Origin of the sequence: Pseudoalteromonas tetraodonis, from assembly GCF_002310835.1 — a bacterium.
Lineage (GTDB): Bacteria > Pseudomonadota > Gammaproteobacteria > Enterobacterales > Alteromonadaceae > Pseudoalteromonas > Pseudoalteromonas tetraodonis.
In genome coordinates this window covers 209,091-223,860 of record NZ_CP011041.1, presented here as the reverse complement: position 1 = coordinate 223,860, position 14,770 = coordinate 209,091, and the positions used below count along the sequence as shown (strand labels likewise).

14 protein-coding genes and 3 pseudogenes are annotated in these 14,770 nt (G+C 42.7%); 8 read left to right on the top strand and 9 right to left on the bottom strand.

Going from position 1 to position 14,770, the window contains the following annotated elements:
- The first annotated feature begins 125 nt into the window (after window positions 1-125).
- A complete protein-coding gene (locus PTET_RS01085) occupies window positions 126-1,463 on the top strand; it encodes a M24 family metallopeptidase (RefSeq protein ID WP_096038090.1) in 1,338 nt (445 codons plus the stop codon).
- 62 nt (window positions 1,464-1,525) lie between these two features.
- On the opposite strand, the gene speD is transcribed toward PTET_RS01085, so the two are convergent.
- From speD to PTET_RS01045, 8 genes are all read right to left on the bottom strand, one after another.
- Entirely contained in the window at window positions 1,526-2,338 is an 813-nt protein-coding gene (gene speD / locus PTET_RS01080) for an adenosylmethionine decarboxylase (protein WP_013463831.1), read from the bottom strand.
- A gap of 87 nt (window positions 2,339-2,425) precedes the next feature.
- Window positions 2,426-2,839, bottom strand: a complete 414-nt coding sequence (locus PTET_RS01075) for an OsmC family protein (RefSeq protein WP_013463830.1) — start codon at window positions 2,837-2,839, stop codon at window positions 2,426-2,428.
- Window positions 2,840-2,934: 95 nt separating this feature from the next.
- Window positions 2,935-3,273 (bottom strand): DUF3802 family protein, encoded by a 339-nt coding sequence (locus PTET_RS01070; RefSeq protein WP_013463829.1) that lies wholly within the window; start codon window positions 3,271-3,273, stop codon window positions 2,935-2,937.
- A 137-nt stretch (window positions 3,274-3,410) separates the two neighbouring features.
- Window positions 3,411-4,880 (bottom strand): succinylglutamate-semialdehyde dehydrogenase, encoded by a 1,470-nt coding sequence (gene astD, locus PTET_RS01065; RefSeq protein WP_024602227.1) that lies wholly within the window; start codon window positions 4,878-4,880, stop codon window positions 3,411-3,413.
- A gap of 15 nt (window positions 4,881-4,895) precedes the next feature.
- Entirely contained in the window at window positions 4,896-5,912 is a 1,017-nt protein-coding gene (astA, locus tag PTET_RS01060) for an arginine N-succinyltransferase (protein ID WP_028835942.1), read from the bottom strand.
- Between the two features lie 84 nt (window positions 5,913-5,996).
- Window positions 5,997-7,202, bottom strand: coding sequence for an aspartate aminotransferase family protein (locus PTET_RS01055; RefSeq protein ID WP_096038089.1), 1,206 nt, complete (start codon window positions 7,200-7,202; stop codon window positions 5,997-5,999).
- A gap of 370 nt (window positions 7,203-7,572) precedes the next feature.
- A complete protein-coding gene (locus tag PTET_RS01050) occupies window positions 7,573-8,733 on the bottom strand; it encodes an HDOD domain-containing protein (RefSeq protein WP_016900057.1) in 1,161 nt (386 codons plus the stop codon).
- A gap of 45 nt (window positions 8,734-8,778) precedes the next feature.
- Entirely contained in the window at window positions 8,779-9,360 is a 582-nt protein-coding gene (locus PTET_RS01045) for an anthranilate synthase component II (RefSeq protein ID WP_013463824.1), read from the bottom strand.
- A gap of 231 nt (window positions 9,361-9,591) precedes the next feature.
- Between PTET_RS01045 and PTET_RS01040 the strand changes: the two genes are divergently transcribed.
- The 3 genes from PTET_RS01040 (at window position 9,592) to glpD (ending at window position 13,016) form a co-directional block, all read left to right on the top strand.
- Window positions 9,592-9,834: a YdcH family protein gene (locus PTET_RS01040; protein WP_013463823.1), complete on the top strand. Its 243-nt coding sequence runs from the start codon at window positions 9,592-9,594 to the stop codon at window positions 9,832-9,834.
- Between the two features lie 168 nt (window positions 9,835-10,002).
- Window positions 10,003-11,508, top strand: a complete 1,506-nt coding sequence (glpK, locus tag PTET_RS01035) for a glycerol kinase GlpK (RefSeq protein WP_013463822.1) — start codon at window positions 10,003-10,005, stop codon at window positions 11,506-11,508.
- Between the two features lie 5 nt (window positions 11,509-11,513).
- Window positions 11,514-13,016, top strand: coding sequence for a glycerol-3-phosphate dehydrogenase (glpD, locus tag PTET_RS01030; RefSeq protein WP_096038088.1), 1,503 nt, complete (start codon window positions 11,514-11,516; stop codon window positions 13,014-13,016).
- 7 nt (window positions 13,017-13,023) lie between these two features.
- Here the strand turns inward: glpD and PTET_RS01025 are convergent, their stop codons facing one another.
- Complete coding sequence (locus PTET_RS01025) at window positions 13,024-13,422, bottom strand: acyl-CoA thioesterase (protein ID WP_013463820.1); 399 nt, start codon at window positions 13,420-13,422, stop codon at window positions 13,024-13,026.
- Window positions 13,423-13,453: 31 nt separating this feature from the next.
- Here PTET_RS01025 and PTET_RS01020 point away from each other — a divergent pair, with 31 nt between their 5' ends.
- From PTET_RS01020 to PTET_RS19300, 4 genes and pseudogenes are all read left to right on the top strand, one after another.
- The gene (locus PTET_RS01020) at window positions 13,454-14,158 is read left to right on the top strand and encodes a 2OG-Fe(II) oxygenase (RefSeq protein ID WP_013463819.1); all 705 of its coding nucleotides are present in this window, start codon (window positions 13,454-13,456) and stop codon (window positions 14,156-14,158) included.
- Window positions 14,139-14,279, top strand: a pseudogene (locus tag PTET_RS19310) (hypothetical protein); the annotation flags it as partial. The gene PTET_RS01020 and the pseudogene PTET_RS19310, both read left to right, overlap by 20 nt.
- Window positions 14,227-14,475: pseudogene (locus tag PTET_RS19305) on the top strand (hypothetical protein); the annotation flags it as partial. The pseudogenes PTET_RS19310 and PTET_RS19305, both read left to right, overlap by 53 nt.
- A pseudogene (locus PTET_RS19300) lies at window positions 14,387-14,731 on the top strand (hypothetical protein); the annotation flags it as partial. The pseudogenes PTET_RS19305 and PTET_RS19300, both read left to right, overlap by 89 nt.
- Between the last annotated feature and the right edge of the window lie 39 nt (window positions 14,732-14,770).

The following is a 14,770-nucleotide window of genomic DNA, read 5'->3' as shown; positions in this document are numbered from 1 at the left end:
TATTTATTACAAAAGCCCAGTATTTTGCTGGGCTTTTTTGTGTCTACGGTTTATCGCAAATGATTTGTTTATCGTATTGTTTGTGCAATGTTAGCTTATATATTCGTCTAAAAAATAAGCCAGCCATGCAAAATAATAAATACGTTTTTTTACTCACTTTTATACTCATACTATTTAGTCCTGAAATTAAAGCCGCTGAGCCTCCGGCTATTTTATCAATGAAAAACAGGGCTGCGTTTATCGATAGCATTACCGAAAAACGTATTAAGACTTTATTACCCACATTAATGCAGCAACACAATATAGATATGTGGCTAATGATAAGCCGCGAATATAATGAAGACCCGATATTAAAAACCATGCTGCCAGCAACGTGGTTGTCGGCAAGACGCACCACCATTTTAGTGCTAGCACGCAATGCCTCAGGGGCTGTAGATGCTTTTGCTATTGCGCCTTATAAAATAGGGAATGTGTTTAAAAAGGCATGGGACAAGCAAGCCCAGCCCAATCAGTGGCTTGCCCTTAATGAGCTTATTGAGCAATACCAACCGCGAAATATTGCTCTCAATACATCTACAGATTGGGCACACGCTGATGGCTTAGTGCATGGCGATTACACCACTTTAATGGCCAACTTACCTGCGACATATAAAAATAAAATAACCTCAGCCGAGCCGCTGGCTGTTGCATGGTTAGAGCAACGCATTCCAGAAGAAGTGGACATGTACAAACACATTGTTGCTATTGCTCATTCTATTATTGCTGAGGGCTTTTCAAATAAAGTAATTACGGTGGGCAAAACAACCAGCGACGACTTAGTATGGTGGTTTAGAGAGCGCGTAAGGGAGCTTAAACTGCAAACGTGGTTTCACCCAAGTATTGCAATACAACGCGCCGACAGTAAATCGTTCGACCACGAAGACAGTTTTACCAATGGCTATGCCGACAATGTTATTCAAGCTGGCGATTTACTGCATGTTGATTTTGGTATTACGTATTTACGCCTAAATACCGACACTCAACAACATGCGTATGTTTTAAAACCAGGCGAGACAAAAGCCCCAGATTACCTTGTTGATGCGTTAAAAAAGGGTAATAAGCTACAGGACATTTTTACGGCTGAATTTACAGCTGGTAAAACGGGTAATCAGGTATTAAAAGCCGCCCGCGAAAAAGCCATTGCACAAGGTTTAAAACCCACTATTTATACGCACCCGCTTGGCTATCATGGCCATGCAGCTGGCACGACATTAGGTATGTGGGATTCACAGCAAGGTGTGCCGGGTGATGGCGATTACCCACTGCATTTAAATACCGCTTATTCTATTGAGCTTAACAATGCGGTGTTTATAAAGCCCTGGAATAAAGAAATAAGAATAATGCTAGAAGAAGACGCCCTATTTGATAAAACCGGTGTGTGGTATCTAAATGGCCGACAAACCGAGTTATTACTGGTTAAGTAGCATTAAACAACACATACAAAAATGGCGCTCAGTGAGCGCCATTTTTATTTAATGCGTTGCTATTATTCTGTATCTGGCAGATTACGACCATAGAATATTTCTTGCATTTCACGTGTTAGTTTTGAGCGAATCTCTTCTTCTTCGTCATCTGACAAATCATCAGTAGATAAACCAAATAAATACGTATTTAAGTCGGTTTCTTTTAACATCATTTTGGTATGGAACAGGTTTTCTTGATACACGTTCACGTCCATCATTTGGTACGCTTCTTTAGTATCTTCTGTCATGAAGTTTTGAATCGAGTTAATTGCATGGTCAATGTAATGTTTAACGCCGTTAATATCGCGGGTAAAACCACGTACACGGTAGTCAATTGTAACCACATCAGACTCAAGGCTATGGATTAAGAAGTTTAACGCTTTAAGTGGCGAAATAATGCCACAGGTTGATACTTCAATATCAGCACGGAAAGTACAAATACCATCATCAGGGTGTGCTTCAGGGTACGTGTGAACACAAATGTGGCTTTTATCAAGGTGTGCAACCACTGAGTCAGGTAACGGCCCTGGTGCTTCGTCAGCATCATAATTTTGCTGCTCTTCTACCGGCTCTTCTGAAACCAAAATAGTTACGCTGGCACCTTGTGGCTCGTAATCTTGACGTGCAATATTTAAAATATTGGCACCAATAATATCAACCACATCACCTAAAATGTCGGTTAGTCTATCTGCACTATACTGCTCATCGATATATTCTATATATTCTTTACGTTGTTGCTCTGTTTTTGCATAGCAAATATCGTAAATACTAAAGCTTAGGCTTTTAGTTAAATTATTAAAGCCATGAAGTTTAAGTTTATCGAAGGGTTTGTTCATATAAACCAACCTATAAATTAGTGAAATCTGCACCTGCAGAATGAAAAGTTCGCGGATTTTATACGAATTTTACTCACGGAAAAAGCGTTATTTTCCCTGATCTTGAACAACTTCATGGCTGTGGGTAATTTCTACTGTTTTATCAAGCATTAATGCAACTGAACAATACTTTTCTGCCGAAAGCGAAACCGCTCTTTCTAGGTGCTTTTCAGACACATTATTACCGGTTACAACAAAGTGTAAATTAATTTTGGTGAACACGCGCGGGGCTGTTTCTGCTCGTTCAGCGGTTAACTGCACATCTACTGATGAGAACTCTTGCTTAGTTTTTTTTAAAATACTCACCACATCAACCGATGAACAACCACCAACCGACATCAATACCATTTCCATTGGGCTAGGTGCTGCTCCGTCACTGCCCGCATCAAACACGACATTATGATTGCTGTTAGAGCGACCGATGTAAGTATTACCTTCAACCCATTTTACATTTGCTTGCATTGTTTTATCTCAATAATTTATATTCATTACACGCAGACACTCGCGCGCATTTAAAATTAAATAGCGAATAAAGCGTGGTTTTAAAGGGGGAAATATTAACTAATAGCGTTATCAAATAAGTTTTTGACTAGCCCTGCAAACTCATCAATAAAAGCATGCTGTTCGACTGTGACGGTGTGAGAAGTCACACTGCTGAGTACTTCTTGTAAGTCGTAAACAATGCCATCAACTTCGCGTACAATTTGACTACGCTGCTCTGTAGATAGATCGGGGTGTTGTTGACAAATGCGTATGACATTTTCGGCAATTACATCTTCAATTAACTCAATAACCGTTGGTGCACCTGGCTTTATTTCACCTGGTTTTTCAAACAACGCTAAGTTCTGAGTTAGGTACATTATTAAGTCATCGTACCCTTGCCTGTTTAAAACCATTGTCTACTTACCTCAAAAATACTGGTTGCTTAATTTAAGCAGAAAGCACTGATAATTGCTAGCTTTGTGAGATTGCAGTACAAAAAAAGCAGCCGAAGCTGCTTTTTTAGTGATTTATTACTAGTTTAAAAAATCGATTAATCGATTTTTAAACCTGGGCTTAGTGTTGCTGGCATGGTTACTTTTTCAAGTTCCACAGACGCAACAGGGTATGCACAGTAGTCAGCGGCATAATAAGCGCTTGCTCTGTGGTTACCTGAGGCACCAATACCGCCAAACGGCGCTGCACTTGATGCACCGGTAATAGGACGGTTCCAGTTAACAATACCCGCACGAATACGACGTAAGAAATGATCGTAGTCAGCTTGGTTATCACTGAGTAAGCCTGCTGACAAACCAAAGCTCGTGTCGTTTGCTTTATCAATTGCTTGGTCAAAGTCATCAAAACGGAATACTTTTAGAAGCGGACCAAAATGCTCTTCATCTGGGAAGTCATTGATATTTGTACACTCAATAATACCCGGTGTAACAAAACCAGTGTTTGCTGTGTGCTCAAGTTCAACCAGCACTTCGCCACCCATGGCCTTTAACTCATCTTGTGCTTTAACCATTCCAGCGGCAGCGGCCGTTGAAATCATAGAGCCCATAAATGGTTGGTCAGCATCGTCATAATTACCAACTTTGATTGCTTTAGTGGCTGTAATTAGGCGTGCTAAAATTTCATCGCCTTTAGCACCTGTTGGTAAAAACAATTTACGCGCACACGTACAGCGTTGGCCGCTTGAGATAAACGCAGATTGCACAATATCGTGCACAACAGCAAGCGTATCTTCTGCATCTTTAACGATTAGCGGATTATTACCACCCATTTCAAGCGCTAAAATCTTACCTGGTTGACCTGCGAACTGCTCATGTAAAATATGACCCGTACGAGAAGAACCTGTAAAGAATAAACCATCAATGCCTTTGTGTGACGCCAGTGCTTTACCTGTTTCAACTTCACCTTGTACAAGGTTAATAACCCCTGCTGGTAAACCGGCTTTTTCCCATAGTTTAAGGGTTAGCTCAGCCACCATAGGTGTTAGTTCAGAGGGTTTAAATACCACGGTATTACCAGCTAAAAGTGCAGGTACAATGTGGCCATTTGGTAAATGCCCAGGGAAGTTATAAGGACCAAATACAGCAACAACACCGTGTGGCTTATGGCGGATCATCGCACGGCCTTGTGGCATCGCGTTTTCAACGTCGCCGGTACGCTCTAAAAATGCTTTTTCAGCAATGGCAATTTTTCCGACCATGGCACCCGCTTCAGTACGCGTTTCCCAAAGTGGCTTACCTGTTTCTTGAGCTATTGCCACAGCCAACTCTTCGCTATGCTCTTTTAACGTTGCAGCAAAGGTTTTTACAATTTCTAAGCGCTGCGCAAAGCTTTTATCAGCCCAGCTATAAAATGCTTCACGCGCAGAGGCTACGGCGCTATCTACTTGCTCAGCGCTTGCAGCTGATGCCTGCCATATAACATCGTTATTTGCAGGGTTAACTGAGTTAAATTCGGTGCCTTGGCCTGGTGACCATTGACCATTAATAAATTGTGCAGGATGAGTCATATACTTTCTCCTAAATTAAACTGGGGTAGCAGTAACAAAATCGCCCGATTTCAAATGTAATGCATCAGCAAGTTCTTGCGTAAGCACTAGGCTGTTTGATCGCTCGTCAAATGCCATTGGCGCTACTGTTGCTCTAAAGTCTTCAAGTTTGTCATTGGCTAACAACACCATGGTATCGCCTGTCATTTCGCCAATTTCAACGCTAAAGTTTTGTGCATTGCGAATTGTCGCAATGTTATCTACTTTTGCTTCAACGGTTGGGCCCGCATCAAAAATGTCAACGTAACCATTAAAAGTAAAACCTTCACTTTTTAATAGTTGAATTGCAGGGCGCGTATTGTCATGCACTTGACCTATAACCGCTTGCGCGTCTTTACTCAATAAGTTGACGTAAATTGGGTATTTAGGCATAAGCTCAGCAATAAATACTTTTTGCCCTATTCCCGTCAGATAATCTGCCGTTGGGAAGTCCATAGAGAAAAAGTGCTCTTCAAGCCACTGCCAAAATGGGCTACTACCGTTTTCGTCAGATACACCGCGCATTTCTGCAATAACGGTTTGTGCAAAGCGTTGTTGATGCTGTTTTATAAACATAAAACGTGCTTTTGAAAGCAGCTTACCGTTACAATTTTTACGATAGCCGTTTTTTAAAAACAGTGTGCACAGCTCTGTCGCCCCAGTGTAGTCATTACAAAGGGTGAGAATATCTACCGCTTTATACACATCTAGCGTGCGCGAAGAGTGAATCACTTTACTCAAATGATAATGATAAAATGCGTCATCTAAGCCAACTGCGGCTTCAATACCTGAAGTACCGACTACTTCACCAGTTTCAGTATCTTCAAGAACAAATAAGTAACCCTCATCACCTGGTTGTGATGTCGTTTTTGTAAATGAGTTAACTGAATGCGCTATCTTCTTTTGTAATAACTCTTCATTATTAGGCAAAGAAGTAAAGCCATGTCCCGACTCGTCGGCGATGGTTACTAAAGCTGCATAATCACTTTTTTGGATTGGGCGAAGGATCATCATGAATCCGCTTACTCCCTTATATATAACGGTAAATAGGAACTGCAAGGCAAACTACGTTTGCCCCTAAAGAAGTTGAATTAGCAATTACGCATTTACAACGTGGGCTACTGCTTTTTCAAAGCGTGCCATACCTTCGCGAATATCCGCTTCTGGTATTACTAAAGAAGGTGTGAAACGAACCACATCAGCACCAGCAACCAATGACATTAAGCCATGCTCAGTACCGGCAACTAAAAACTCTTTTGCACGGCCTTTGTATTGCTCGTTTACCACAGCACCAATTAATAAACCTTGGCCACGAATTTCACTAAATACGTTGTACTTGTCGTTAATGGCATTTAATAGCTCAGTAAATAACGCCGACTTTGCTTTAACGCCTGCTAAAACTTCTGGGTTATTTACAGTATCAAATGCAGCTTCTGCAACCGCACACGCTAGTGGATTACCACCGTAAGTAGAACCATGAGTACCTACTTTGAGGTGCTGTGCAATTTCAGTGGTTGTTAGCATAGCGCCAATTGGGAAACCGCCACCGAGAGCTTTTGCTGAGGTTAAAATATCAGGCACTACGTTTAAACCTTGGTATGCGTATAGCTCACCTGTACGGCCAACACCTGATTGTACTTCATCAAAAATAAGCAGTGCGTTGTGTTTAATACATAAATCGCGAACGCCCTGTGCAAATTCGTCAGTTGGCGAAATGATACCGCCTTCACCTTGAATTGGCTCCATCATTACCGCACAGGTGTTATCGCTGATCAGTGCTTCAAATGCGGCAAGGTCATTGTAATCACAATGAACAATGTCGCCTGGCTTAGGACCAAACCCATCTGAATAGGCTGCTTGACCGCCTACAGTAACGGTGAAGAATGTACGGCCATGGAAACCTTTATTAAAGGCGATGATTTGCGATTTTTCTGCGCCAAATTTATCAAGCGCAAAACGACGCGCTAACTTAAGTGCCGCTTCGTTTGCTTCTGCGCCTGAGTTTGCAAAGTAAACTTTTTCAGCAAATGTCGCATCAACCATTTTTTTAGCTAGGCGAAGTGCCGGCTCGTTGGTCATTACATTTGATAAATGCCAAATTTTTTCGCCTTGCTCTTTTAATGCGCCCACTAATGCAGGATGGCAATGGCCAAGACAGTTAACGGCAATACCACCAGCAAAGTCGATAAACTCTCGTCCTTGTTGATCCCATACACGAGAGCCTTCGCCTCGAACAGGAATTACGCTTGAAGGTGCGTAGTTAGGAACCATTACGTGATCAAATAATTCGCGATTGACTGTCATTTTATTTCCTCTTAATTGTGTGCATCACAAAGCAGTAGAATAGGGGTGTGATTATTGTTAATAACCAAATGTGCCGGCAAAAATTAATAGCTGTATATTTGCCTGAAACTACGTTGTGGTTCAATTTTCAGGCGCTCATTATTTCAGAAATTTAGGGGGATGTCTCTTCAAAAACTTTCATGTACCCCTTTAAAATAAAGGGCTTAAGATATTATTTCATAGATAGTGAATAACTATTTGAGAGCTAATTATGATGTGCATTTACCTTAGTGAGCGCCTCTACAACGAAAAAAGCATGGCGCTTATAAATCAACTGCACATGAATAAGTAGAATTAAAGTGAATGAATAGTCGCAAAAAAATTAACAGATTTAATCAATTTGAAGTGCCAAATTAGTAAAATTACCTGTTTTTAGGGTATCTAACTCTTTTTTAGTGAACTGATAATAGCTAAACCAGCTTTGTAATTCATCGTCTTCAATCAGCTGGTGCTCTTTTAAATTTAAATATTGAGAATAACAGCGAGCCTTTAAAATCACTTGCGATAATGGCAATAAACTATCGCCCTTTTCAACCCCATTCACTAACTGCTGCATAACACTGTTAAAGGGCAAATATTTGAACGACATGGTTTCAATGACCTTGGCGCTGACAAGCAGTGATTTTTCGTGTAGCAGTGTTGTTAAAAATAACGGATCTGGTTTTAGCTCTAATAACGCGGTGTGTAGGTTTTTATCACCTTCTTCACGAGCACGCAGTACTTTGCGCTGCCATACCTGATCAAACACTTTTAGGTATAAGCGCACTAAAGCAATTTGCCCTACATTCAGTAACATGCCCAATGTAAACGCATGCATTGGGTTTACCCCGTTAAGCTGGGCAAGCGTTTGCGCTGCAATGGCACACGACATGGTGTTGTCTTTTAACCTGCGTTTTAATAACGTGAATGGTTCTGTGCTATGTGGCATCCAATGACGCACTGCAAAAGTAGGCACTACCAGTTGCAGGTTGTCTAAGCCCAAATAACGTAATGCCAACGCTGGGGTATCTACTTTGACTGAGGTGCCTTTACTGCGTTGCTTACGATAAAAAGGTAAATTAACTAAGGTAACCAGCTCTCGCCCCAACCAACTTAAATCGTTAATTAGCGGCTCTAGACGGCCAACCGAGGCGGCGCGAGTAGCCAGTATATCGAGTATGGCGCACACGTTATCTTCTATGCCAATGGTGTCTTTAATCACAAAATCGATGTCTTCAAGACGTTTAGCAATCACGCTTTCAATAACGGTATGGAGTTTTTGACTGGTTTTAGCCTGTAACTTTTGATGTGAAGAGCTTTTTTGTTGGCGCTTTTGCTGCGCAGCTACTTCTACTTCTAATAAGGTGCGTTTTTTAACGGGTTTGCCGTCATTAAGATCTAAGGTATGAATAAAACCAATTTGCTGATTGGCAAAACTATGACCCAGTAGCAAATCATGCGCTCGTTGGTTTAGCACATTAACAATACGCTGTTGCTGCAATATGTCGGTCATAAGCTCTATCTTAGGGCAAAAAGTAAATAGCTTGCAGGTATAAGCCTAGAAGCGCGTTAAAAAGTTATCAAGTAAAGCTAAGCCCTGCTCGGTCAAAATCGCTTCAGGGTGAAATTGCACACCTTCAAGTGCGAGCTCGTTATGTAATAATCCCATAATTTCATCACGCTGCCCAGCGATGCTTTGAGTCCATGCTGTTACTTCTAACTCCTTTGGCAATGAGTGCGCTTCAACAATTAATGAATGGTAGCGGCACACCGTAAGTGGATTAGGTAGGCCTTTAAACATGCCTTGGTGCTGATGATAAATAGGCGATGTTTTTCCATGCATAACCTGTTTAGCTCGCACTACTTTACCACCTAGCACTTGAGCAATGGTTTGGTGCCCCAAACAAATACCTAATATAGGATAAACTCCTTTAAACTGCTCTACCACAGATAACGACACTCCCGCTTCAGTCGGGTTTTTAGGCCCTGGAGAAATCACAATATGATCTGGGTTTAACTGTTTGATCTCACTCAGCGTTATTTGGTCGTTACGTTTTACCAACACGTCTTGATCTAAGCGCTGAAAATACTGTACCAAGTTATAGGTGAACGAGTCGTAGTTATCGATCATTAAAAGCATGTAATAAAGTACTCAAAGTAATTAGGGCCTGTCGCAGGCATATTCTAACTGAAGCCTTTGCAGGTGTCAGTGTTTTGCAGCCCAGCAAACATAAATAGACACACTAACAACCAATAACGGTTGATTTATTTTAGATCAGCCCAAGCTCTGTTGTATGGGGACACCCCAAGTCACTGATCATTTTTATATAACGTGACGTGCATTATGCAACAGCCATTTAAGGAGTAACCTATGTTAGGCGAAGACCATTCATTAACTAAAGATTTTCCTGATTACACGCAAACTATTGCAAAACTTAATGCAAACGATGAAAACTTTGCAACCAAAGCAAAACAATACAATGAAATCGATAAAGAAATTCGAGTACTTGAGCTACAAGACTCACCTATCGATGACGAAGCCATGCAGCAGTTAAAACACGACCGAATGGTATTAAAAGATTGGCTACATCAACAATTAACGGATGCTAATTAATTGTTGTTATTTGGCGCCTATAAAATTGTAGGCGCCAGAATTGAGTGTTCACCTCCCTCTCCTACCTTTCGCTCATCTATAATTTTAACCATTATGGTGCAAAAGCATTGCTATTCGTTTAGCTTAAAGACAAGCTGTCTTTATCTAAATTAAACAACACTATTTTTTATGTCTAAATACATACTCTCGATTGACCAAGGAACGACAAGCTCTCGAGCTATTTTATACACTAAAGATGCCGAGGTTTTTGACACGGCTCAACAAACCTTCCCTCAACACTTTGTGAAAAATGGTTGGGTTGAACATGACCCTGTAGATATTTGGCAAACCGTATTAAGCAGCGTTAAAAGTGTATTATCGCAGCAACAAGTCACTGCCGCCGACATTATTGCCATTGGCATTGCTAACCAACGAGAAACCACCTTAGTGTGGAATAAAAAAACCGGGCAACCTATCTACAATGCGATTGTGTGGCAAGACCGACGCACCAGTGAATATTGCGATAGTTTACGTCATGCAGGGCATACACAAATGGTGAATGATAAAACCGGTTTAGTGCTCGATCCTTACTTTTCTGCAACCAAAATTCGTTGGATTTTAGATAACGTCAAAGGCGCTAAAGAGCAAGCACACGCAGGTGAACTAGCATTTGGTACGATAGATACCTACTTGCTATGGCAACTCACTAACGGTAAAGCTCACAAAACCGATGCTACCAATGCCTCTCGTACATTACTGTTTAACATTCATCAGCAATGCTGGGATGAAGACTTACTCGCCTTATTTGATATTCCAGCGTCGATACTACCTGAGGTAATGGACTCAGCGGCTGACTTTGGGGTGACTGCAAGCGAGCTATTTGGTGGTGAAATTCCAATTTGCGGTATAGCAGGCGATCAACAAGCCGCCTTAATTGGTCAAGCTTGTTTTGAAGAAGGAATGGCAAAAAGTACTTACGGAACGGGCTGCTTTTTAATGCTTAACACTGGTGATAAAGCACTAAAATCAAATAATCGTTTATTAACCACTCTTGCGTATCGGCTCAACGGCAAACCCACCTATGCGATTGAAGGCAGTATTTTTATGGCTGGTGCCACCATGCAGTGGATAGTAGAAGGCTTAAAGTTATTAGAAAACGCGGGAGAAAGTGAAGCTCTCGTCAAAGATGTTCCCTTGGATCATGGGGTATTCTTGGTTCCCTCGTTTACAGGCTTAGGTGCGCCCTATTGGGATGCAAATGCCCGAGGCGCAATTTTGGGCTTAACCCGAGACTCAGGCATTAGCACTATTGTTGCAGCTGCCTTGCAGTCGGTGGGTTATCAAACCAAAGATCTACAAAAAGCCATGGAAGGCGACGGACTCCGCCCTAGTATTCTAAGAGTTGATGGCGGCATGGCAAACAATAATTGGGCAATGGCGTTTTTAGCCAATATTTTAGGCGCAAGCGTTGAGCGCCCTACTCTAACCGAAACCACTTCGTTAGGGGTTGCTTACTTAGCCGGTTTGCAAACTGGGGTGTATAAATCAACTGCGCAGCTTGCCAGCATGTGGAAAAGCGATCATCGTTTTGAACCGACCATGAGCAGTGAAGAGCGCAACGATTTATATGCAAAGTGGCTACATTGCATTGCACAAGTTAGACTTTCTAATAGCACTGACGGCGAGAGTGAGTAAAATCTATGAGCGCACACGACAACGAATATGACTTACTCATTATTGGCGGCGGTATTAACGGCGCTGGCATTGCTGCCGATGCCAGTGGTCGCGGTTTAAAAGTATTATTGTGTGAGCAAAACGATTTAGCCTCAGCCACCTCCTCTAATAGCAGCAAGCTTATTCATGGCGGGCTACGCTATTTAGAGAATTATCAATTTAGATTGGTAAGAGAGGCATTACGTGAACGTGAAGTGCTATTAAAAAAAGCGCCGCATATTATGTGGCCACTGTCTTTTCGACTGCCGCACCAAGCACACTTACGTCCTTCTTGGATGATTCGTGTGGGGTTATTTATTTACGACCACCTAGCCAAGCGTAATACTTTACCCGCTTCAAAGGCGATTGAGTTTAACAGCGATAGCGTTCTTAACAGCAGCATTACCCAAGGCTTTGAATACGCAGACGGCTGGGTTGATGACGCGCGTTTAGTGATTTTAAACGCCCAAGCGGCTCATAATTTAGGCGCCACCATTGCAACACGCACCCGCTGCATTAAAGCAACGCGTAACGCAGATTATTGGGATGTGATTTTAGAGCAACAAGCCAGCAAGCAGCACCTAAATATAAAGGCAAAAAGTGTTGTAAATGCCACAGGCCCATGGGTCGCGTCATTATTTGAAGATGTATTTACCCAGCCCACACCGCACACTATTCGCCTTGTGAAAGGCAGTCATATTGTAGTGCCCCGACTCCACGATGAGCCAGTTGCCTATATTTTACAAAATGAAGATAACCGCATTGTATTTGTCATTCCTTATGAGCAAGATTACTCACTGATTGGCACCACAGATGAAGAGTACACCGGCGATATTGCTGATGTAAAAATTAGTGAGCAAGAAATCGAGTATCTCATCAGTATTACTAATCATTACTTTAAAAAGCCAATAAGCGAAGCGGATATTGTGCACACGTTTAGTGGCGTGCGCCCGCTGTTAGATGACAAATCAACAGATGCCCAAGCGGTGACCCGCGATTACAAACTGATATTAAATAATGAAGCTGATTATGCTCCATTATTAAGTGTGTTTGGTGGCAAAATTACCACTTATAGAAAGCTTGCAGAAAATGCCGTCAATAAGTTAGCGCCTTTTTACCCACAAATGAGTGGCTCATGGACGAAAGATGCCCCTTTACCAGGCGGTGACTTTAGTAACCAAGCATACCTTAGCGCACAGTTAGAAAGCAGCTACCCTTGGCTGGCAATCGACACCTTAAAACGTATGGTTCGCAGCTATGGCACGCTTAGTTATCAATTACTGGGGAACAGCCAAGCAATCGGCGATTTAGGTTATCACTTTGGTCATGGTCTTTATGCGCAAGAAGTTGATTACTTAGTAAACCATGAATGGGCAAGAACCAGCGCAGATATACTTTGGCGACGAACAAAGCTTGGGCTGCGCTTTACTGAAAAACAAGTCATTGCCTTGGGGCAATATTTAACTAAACATCCTGCTTGTCATAGTTAAGCTGCGATTAACTAACTGCTACAAGGTGCTGTGTTAATGCGGCTTTTTCATCAGTCGAAAGTAGTTGCTTTGTTTTACTAGCAAAGTCATAACGTACCATCACCGTTTTACCAATGGCGCAGCACTTATCTTGCTGCCATGCTTCTTGGCGGATCACAAATGAACTATTGCCAATCTGCTCTATGCTGGTGTTAATTGTCACCTCATGGGCATAAAATAGTTCGCCAACAAACGACACTTCTACTTTAGCAATGATTAACTTCCAGTTGTGTGGATTTAGATCAGGCGTAAAAAATTTAAAAATAGGTACTCGGGCCGCTTCAAACCATACGGGGAGTACGGTATTGTTGATGTGTCCGAGTGCATCCGTTTCGCTAAAACGCGGCATCACTTTTTCAGTAAACATAATAATCCAATAATAATTAAACAGGTAACTCATGACGGACTTTATCCGCGTGTATGACAACGCGCTCAGTAATGAATTTTGCGATAACTTTATCACTACCTTTTCTCAAAGCCCGCATATTAAACAAGGGATGACATCGGGCGGTGTTGACCTTAATAAAAAAGATAGCCACGACTTATACTTAAACAATCATCCTGAATACGCAGAACAATTAAAACATATTCAACAAACCACTGCACAGTATGTTTTCAACTACATTGAAGAACATATTTTTATGATGATTGGGGCATTTGGTTTAAAGGTATATCACCCAAAAACAGGACAACCGGTTGATTTAACTCACGCCAACTATGACGAGGTAGGTAAACCACAACTCCCCTTATTGGTACAGCAAATTTTTAGACTCGGTAATATTCAAGCGCAAAAATACGAAGTAAATAAAGGCGGTTATCCGTATTGGCACAGTGAGGTGTATCCGCAGCTACAGCATAATGAAGCACTGCATCGGGTGTTGTTATTTATGTTTTATTTAAATGATGTTGAAGAAGGCGGAGAAACCGAGTTTTATTATCAAAATCGTAAAATAGCCCCTAAAAAAGGCAGCATGGTAATTGCCCCAGGCTACTTTACGCATACACATAGAGGCAATAAGCCAGTATCAAACGATAAGTATATTTTAACCTCATGGGTTTTGTTTAATCGAGCAGAGCAAATTTATGGAACGCCACAAAGCTAAAGCGGTCAGCGGTCAGCGGTCAGCGGTCAGCGGTCAGCGGTCAGCGGTCAGCGGTCAGCGGTCAGCGGTCAGCGGTCAGCGGTCAGCGGTCAGCGGTCAGCGGTCAGCGGTCAGCGGTCAGCGGTCAGCGGTCAGCGGTCAGCGGTCAGCGGTCAGCGGTCAGCGGTCAGCGGTCAGCGGTCAGCGGTCAGCGGTCAGCGGTCAGCGGTCAGCGGTCAGCGGTCAGCGGTCAGCGGTCAGCGGTCAGCGGTCAGCGGTCAGCGGTCAGCGGTCAGCGGTCAGCGGTCAGCGGTCAGCGGTCAGCGGTCAGCGGTCAGCGGTCAGCGGTCAGCGGTCAGCGGTCAGCGGTCAGCGGTCAGCGGTCAGCGGTCAGCGGTCAGCGGTCAGCGGTCAGCGGTCAGCGGTCAGCGGTCAGCGGTCAGCGGTCAGCGGTCAGCGGTCAGCGGTCAGCGGTCAGCGGTCAGCGGTCAGCGGTCAGCGGTCAGCGGTCAGCGGTCAGCGGTCAGCGGTCAGCGGTCAGCGGTCAGCGGTCAGCGGTCAGCGGTCAGCGGTCAGAAATTAACTAACTGCTGACTACTGTCAAGTATTTGCATTAAACTGAAAGCTGACGGC

Coding starts and splice junctions, on each gene's coding strand:
- PTET_RS01085 (WP_096038090.1), top strand. CDS start 126: ATGCAAAATAATAAATACGTTTTTTTACTCACTTTTATACTCATACTA.
- speD (WP_013463831.1), bottom strand. CDS start 2,338: ATGAACAAACCCTTCGATAAACTTAAACTTCATGGCTTTAATAATTTA.
- PTET_RS01075 (WP_013463830.1), bottom strand. CDS start 2,839: ATGCAAGCAAATGTAAAATGGGTTGAAGGTAATACTTACATCGGTCGC.
- PTET_RS01070 (WP_013463829.1), bottom strand. CDS start 3,273: ATGGTTTTAAACAGGCAAGGGTACGATGACTTAATAATGTACCTAACT.
- astD (WP_024602227.1), bottom strand. CDS start 4,880: ATGACTCATCCTGCACAATTTATTAATGGTCAATGGTCACCAGGCCAA.
- astA (WP_028835942.1), bottom strand. CDS start 5,912: ATGATGATCCTTCGCCCAATCCAAAAAAGTGATTATGCAGCTTTAGTA.
- PTET_RS01055 (WP_096038089.1), bottom strand. CDS start 7,202: ATGACAGTCAATCGCGAATTATTTGATCACGTAATGGTTCCTAACTAC.
- PTET_RS01050 (WP_016900057.1), bottom strand. CDS start 8,733: ATGACCGACATATTGCAGCAACAGCGTATTGTTAATGTGCTAAACCAA.
- PTET_RS01045 (WP_013463824.1), bottom strand. CDS start 9,360: ATGCTTTTAATGATCGATAACTACGACTCGTTCACCTATAACTTGGTA.
- PTET_RS01040 (WP_013463823.1), top strand. CDS start 9,592: ATGTTAGGCGAAGACCATTCATTAACTAAAGATTTTCCTGATTACACG.
- glpK (WP_013463822.1), top strand. CDS start 10,003: ATGTCTAAATACATACTCTCGATTGACCAAGGAACGACAAGCTCTCGA.
- glpD (WP_096038088.1), top strand. CDS start 11,514: ATGAGCGCACACGACAACGAATATGACTTACTCATTATTGGCGGCGGT.
- PTET_RS01025 (WP_013463820.1), bottom strand. CDS start 13,422: ATGTTTACTGAAAAAGTGATGCCGCGTTTTAGCGAAACGGATGCACTC.
- PTET_RS01020 (WP_013463819.1), top strand. CDS start 13,454: ATGACGGACTTTATCCGCGTGTATGACAACGCGCTCAGTAATGAATTT.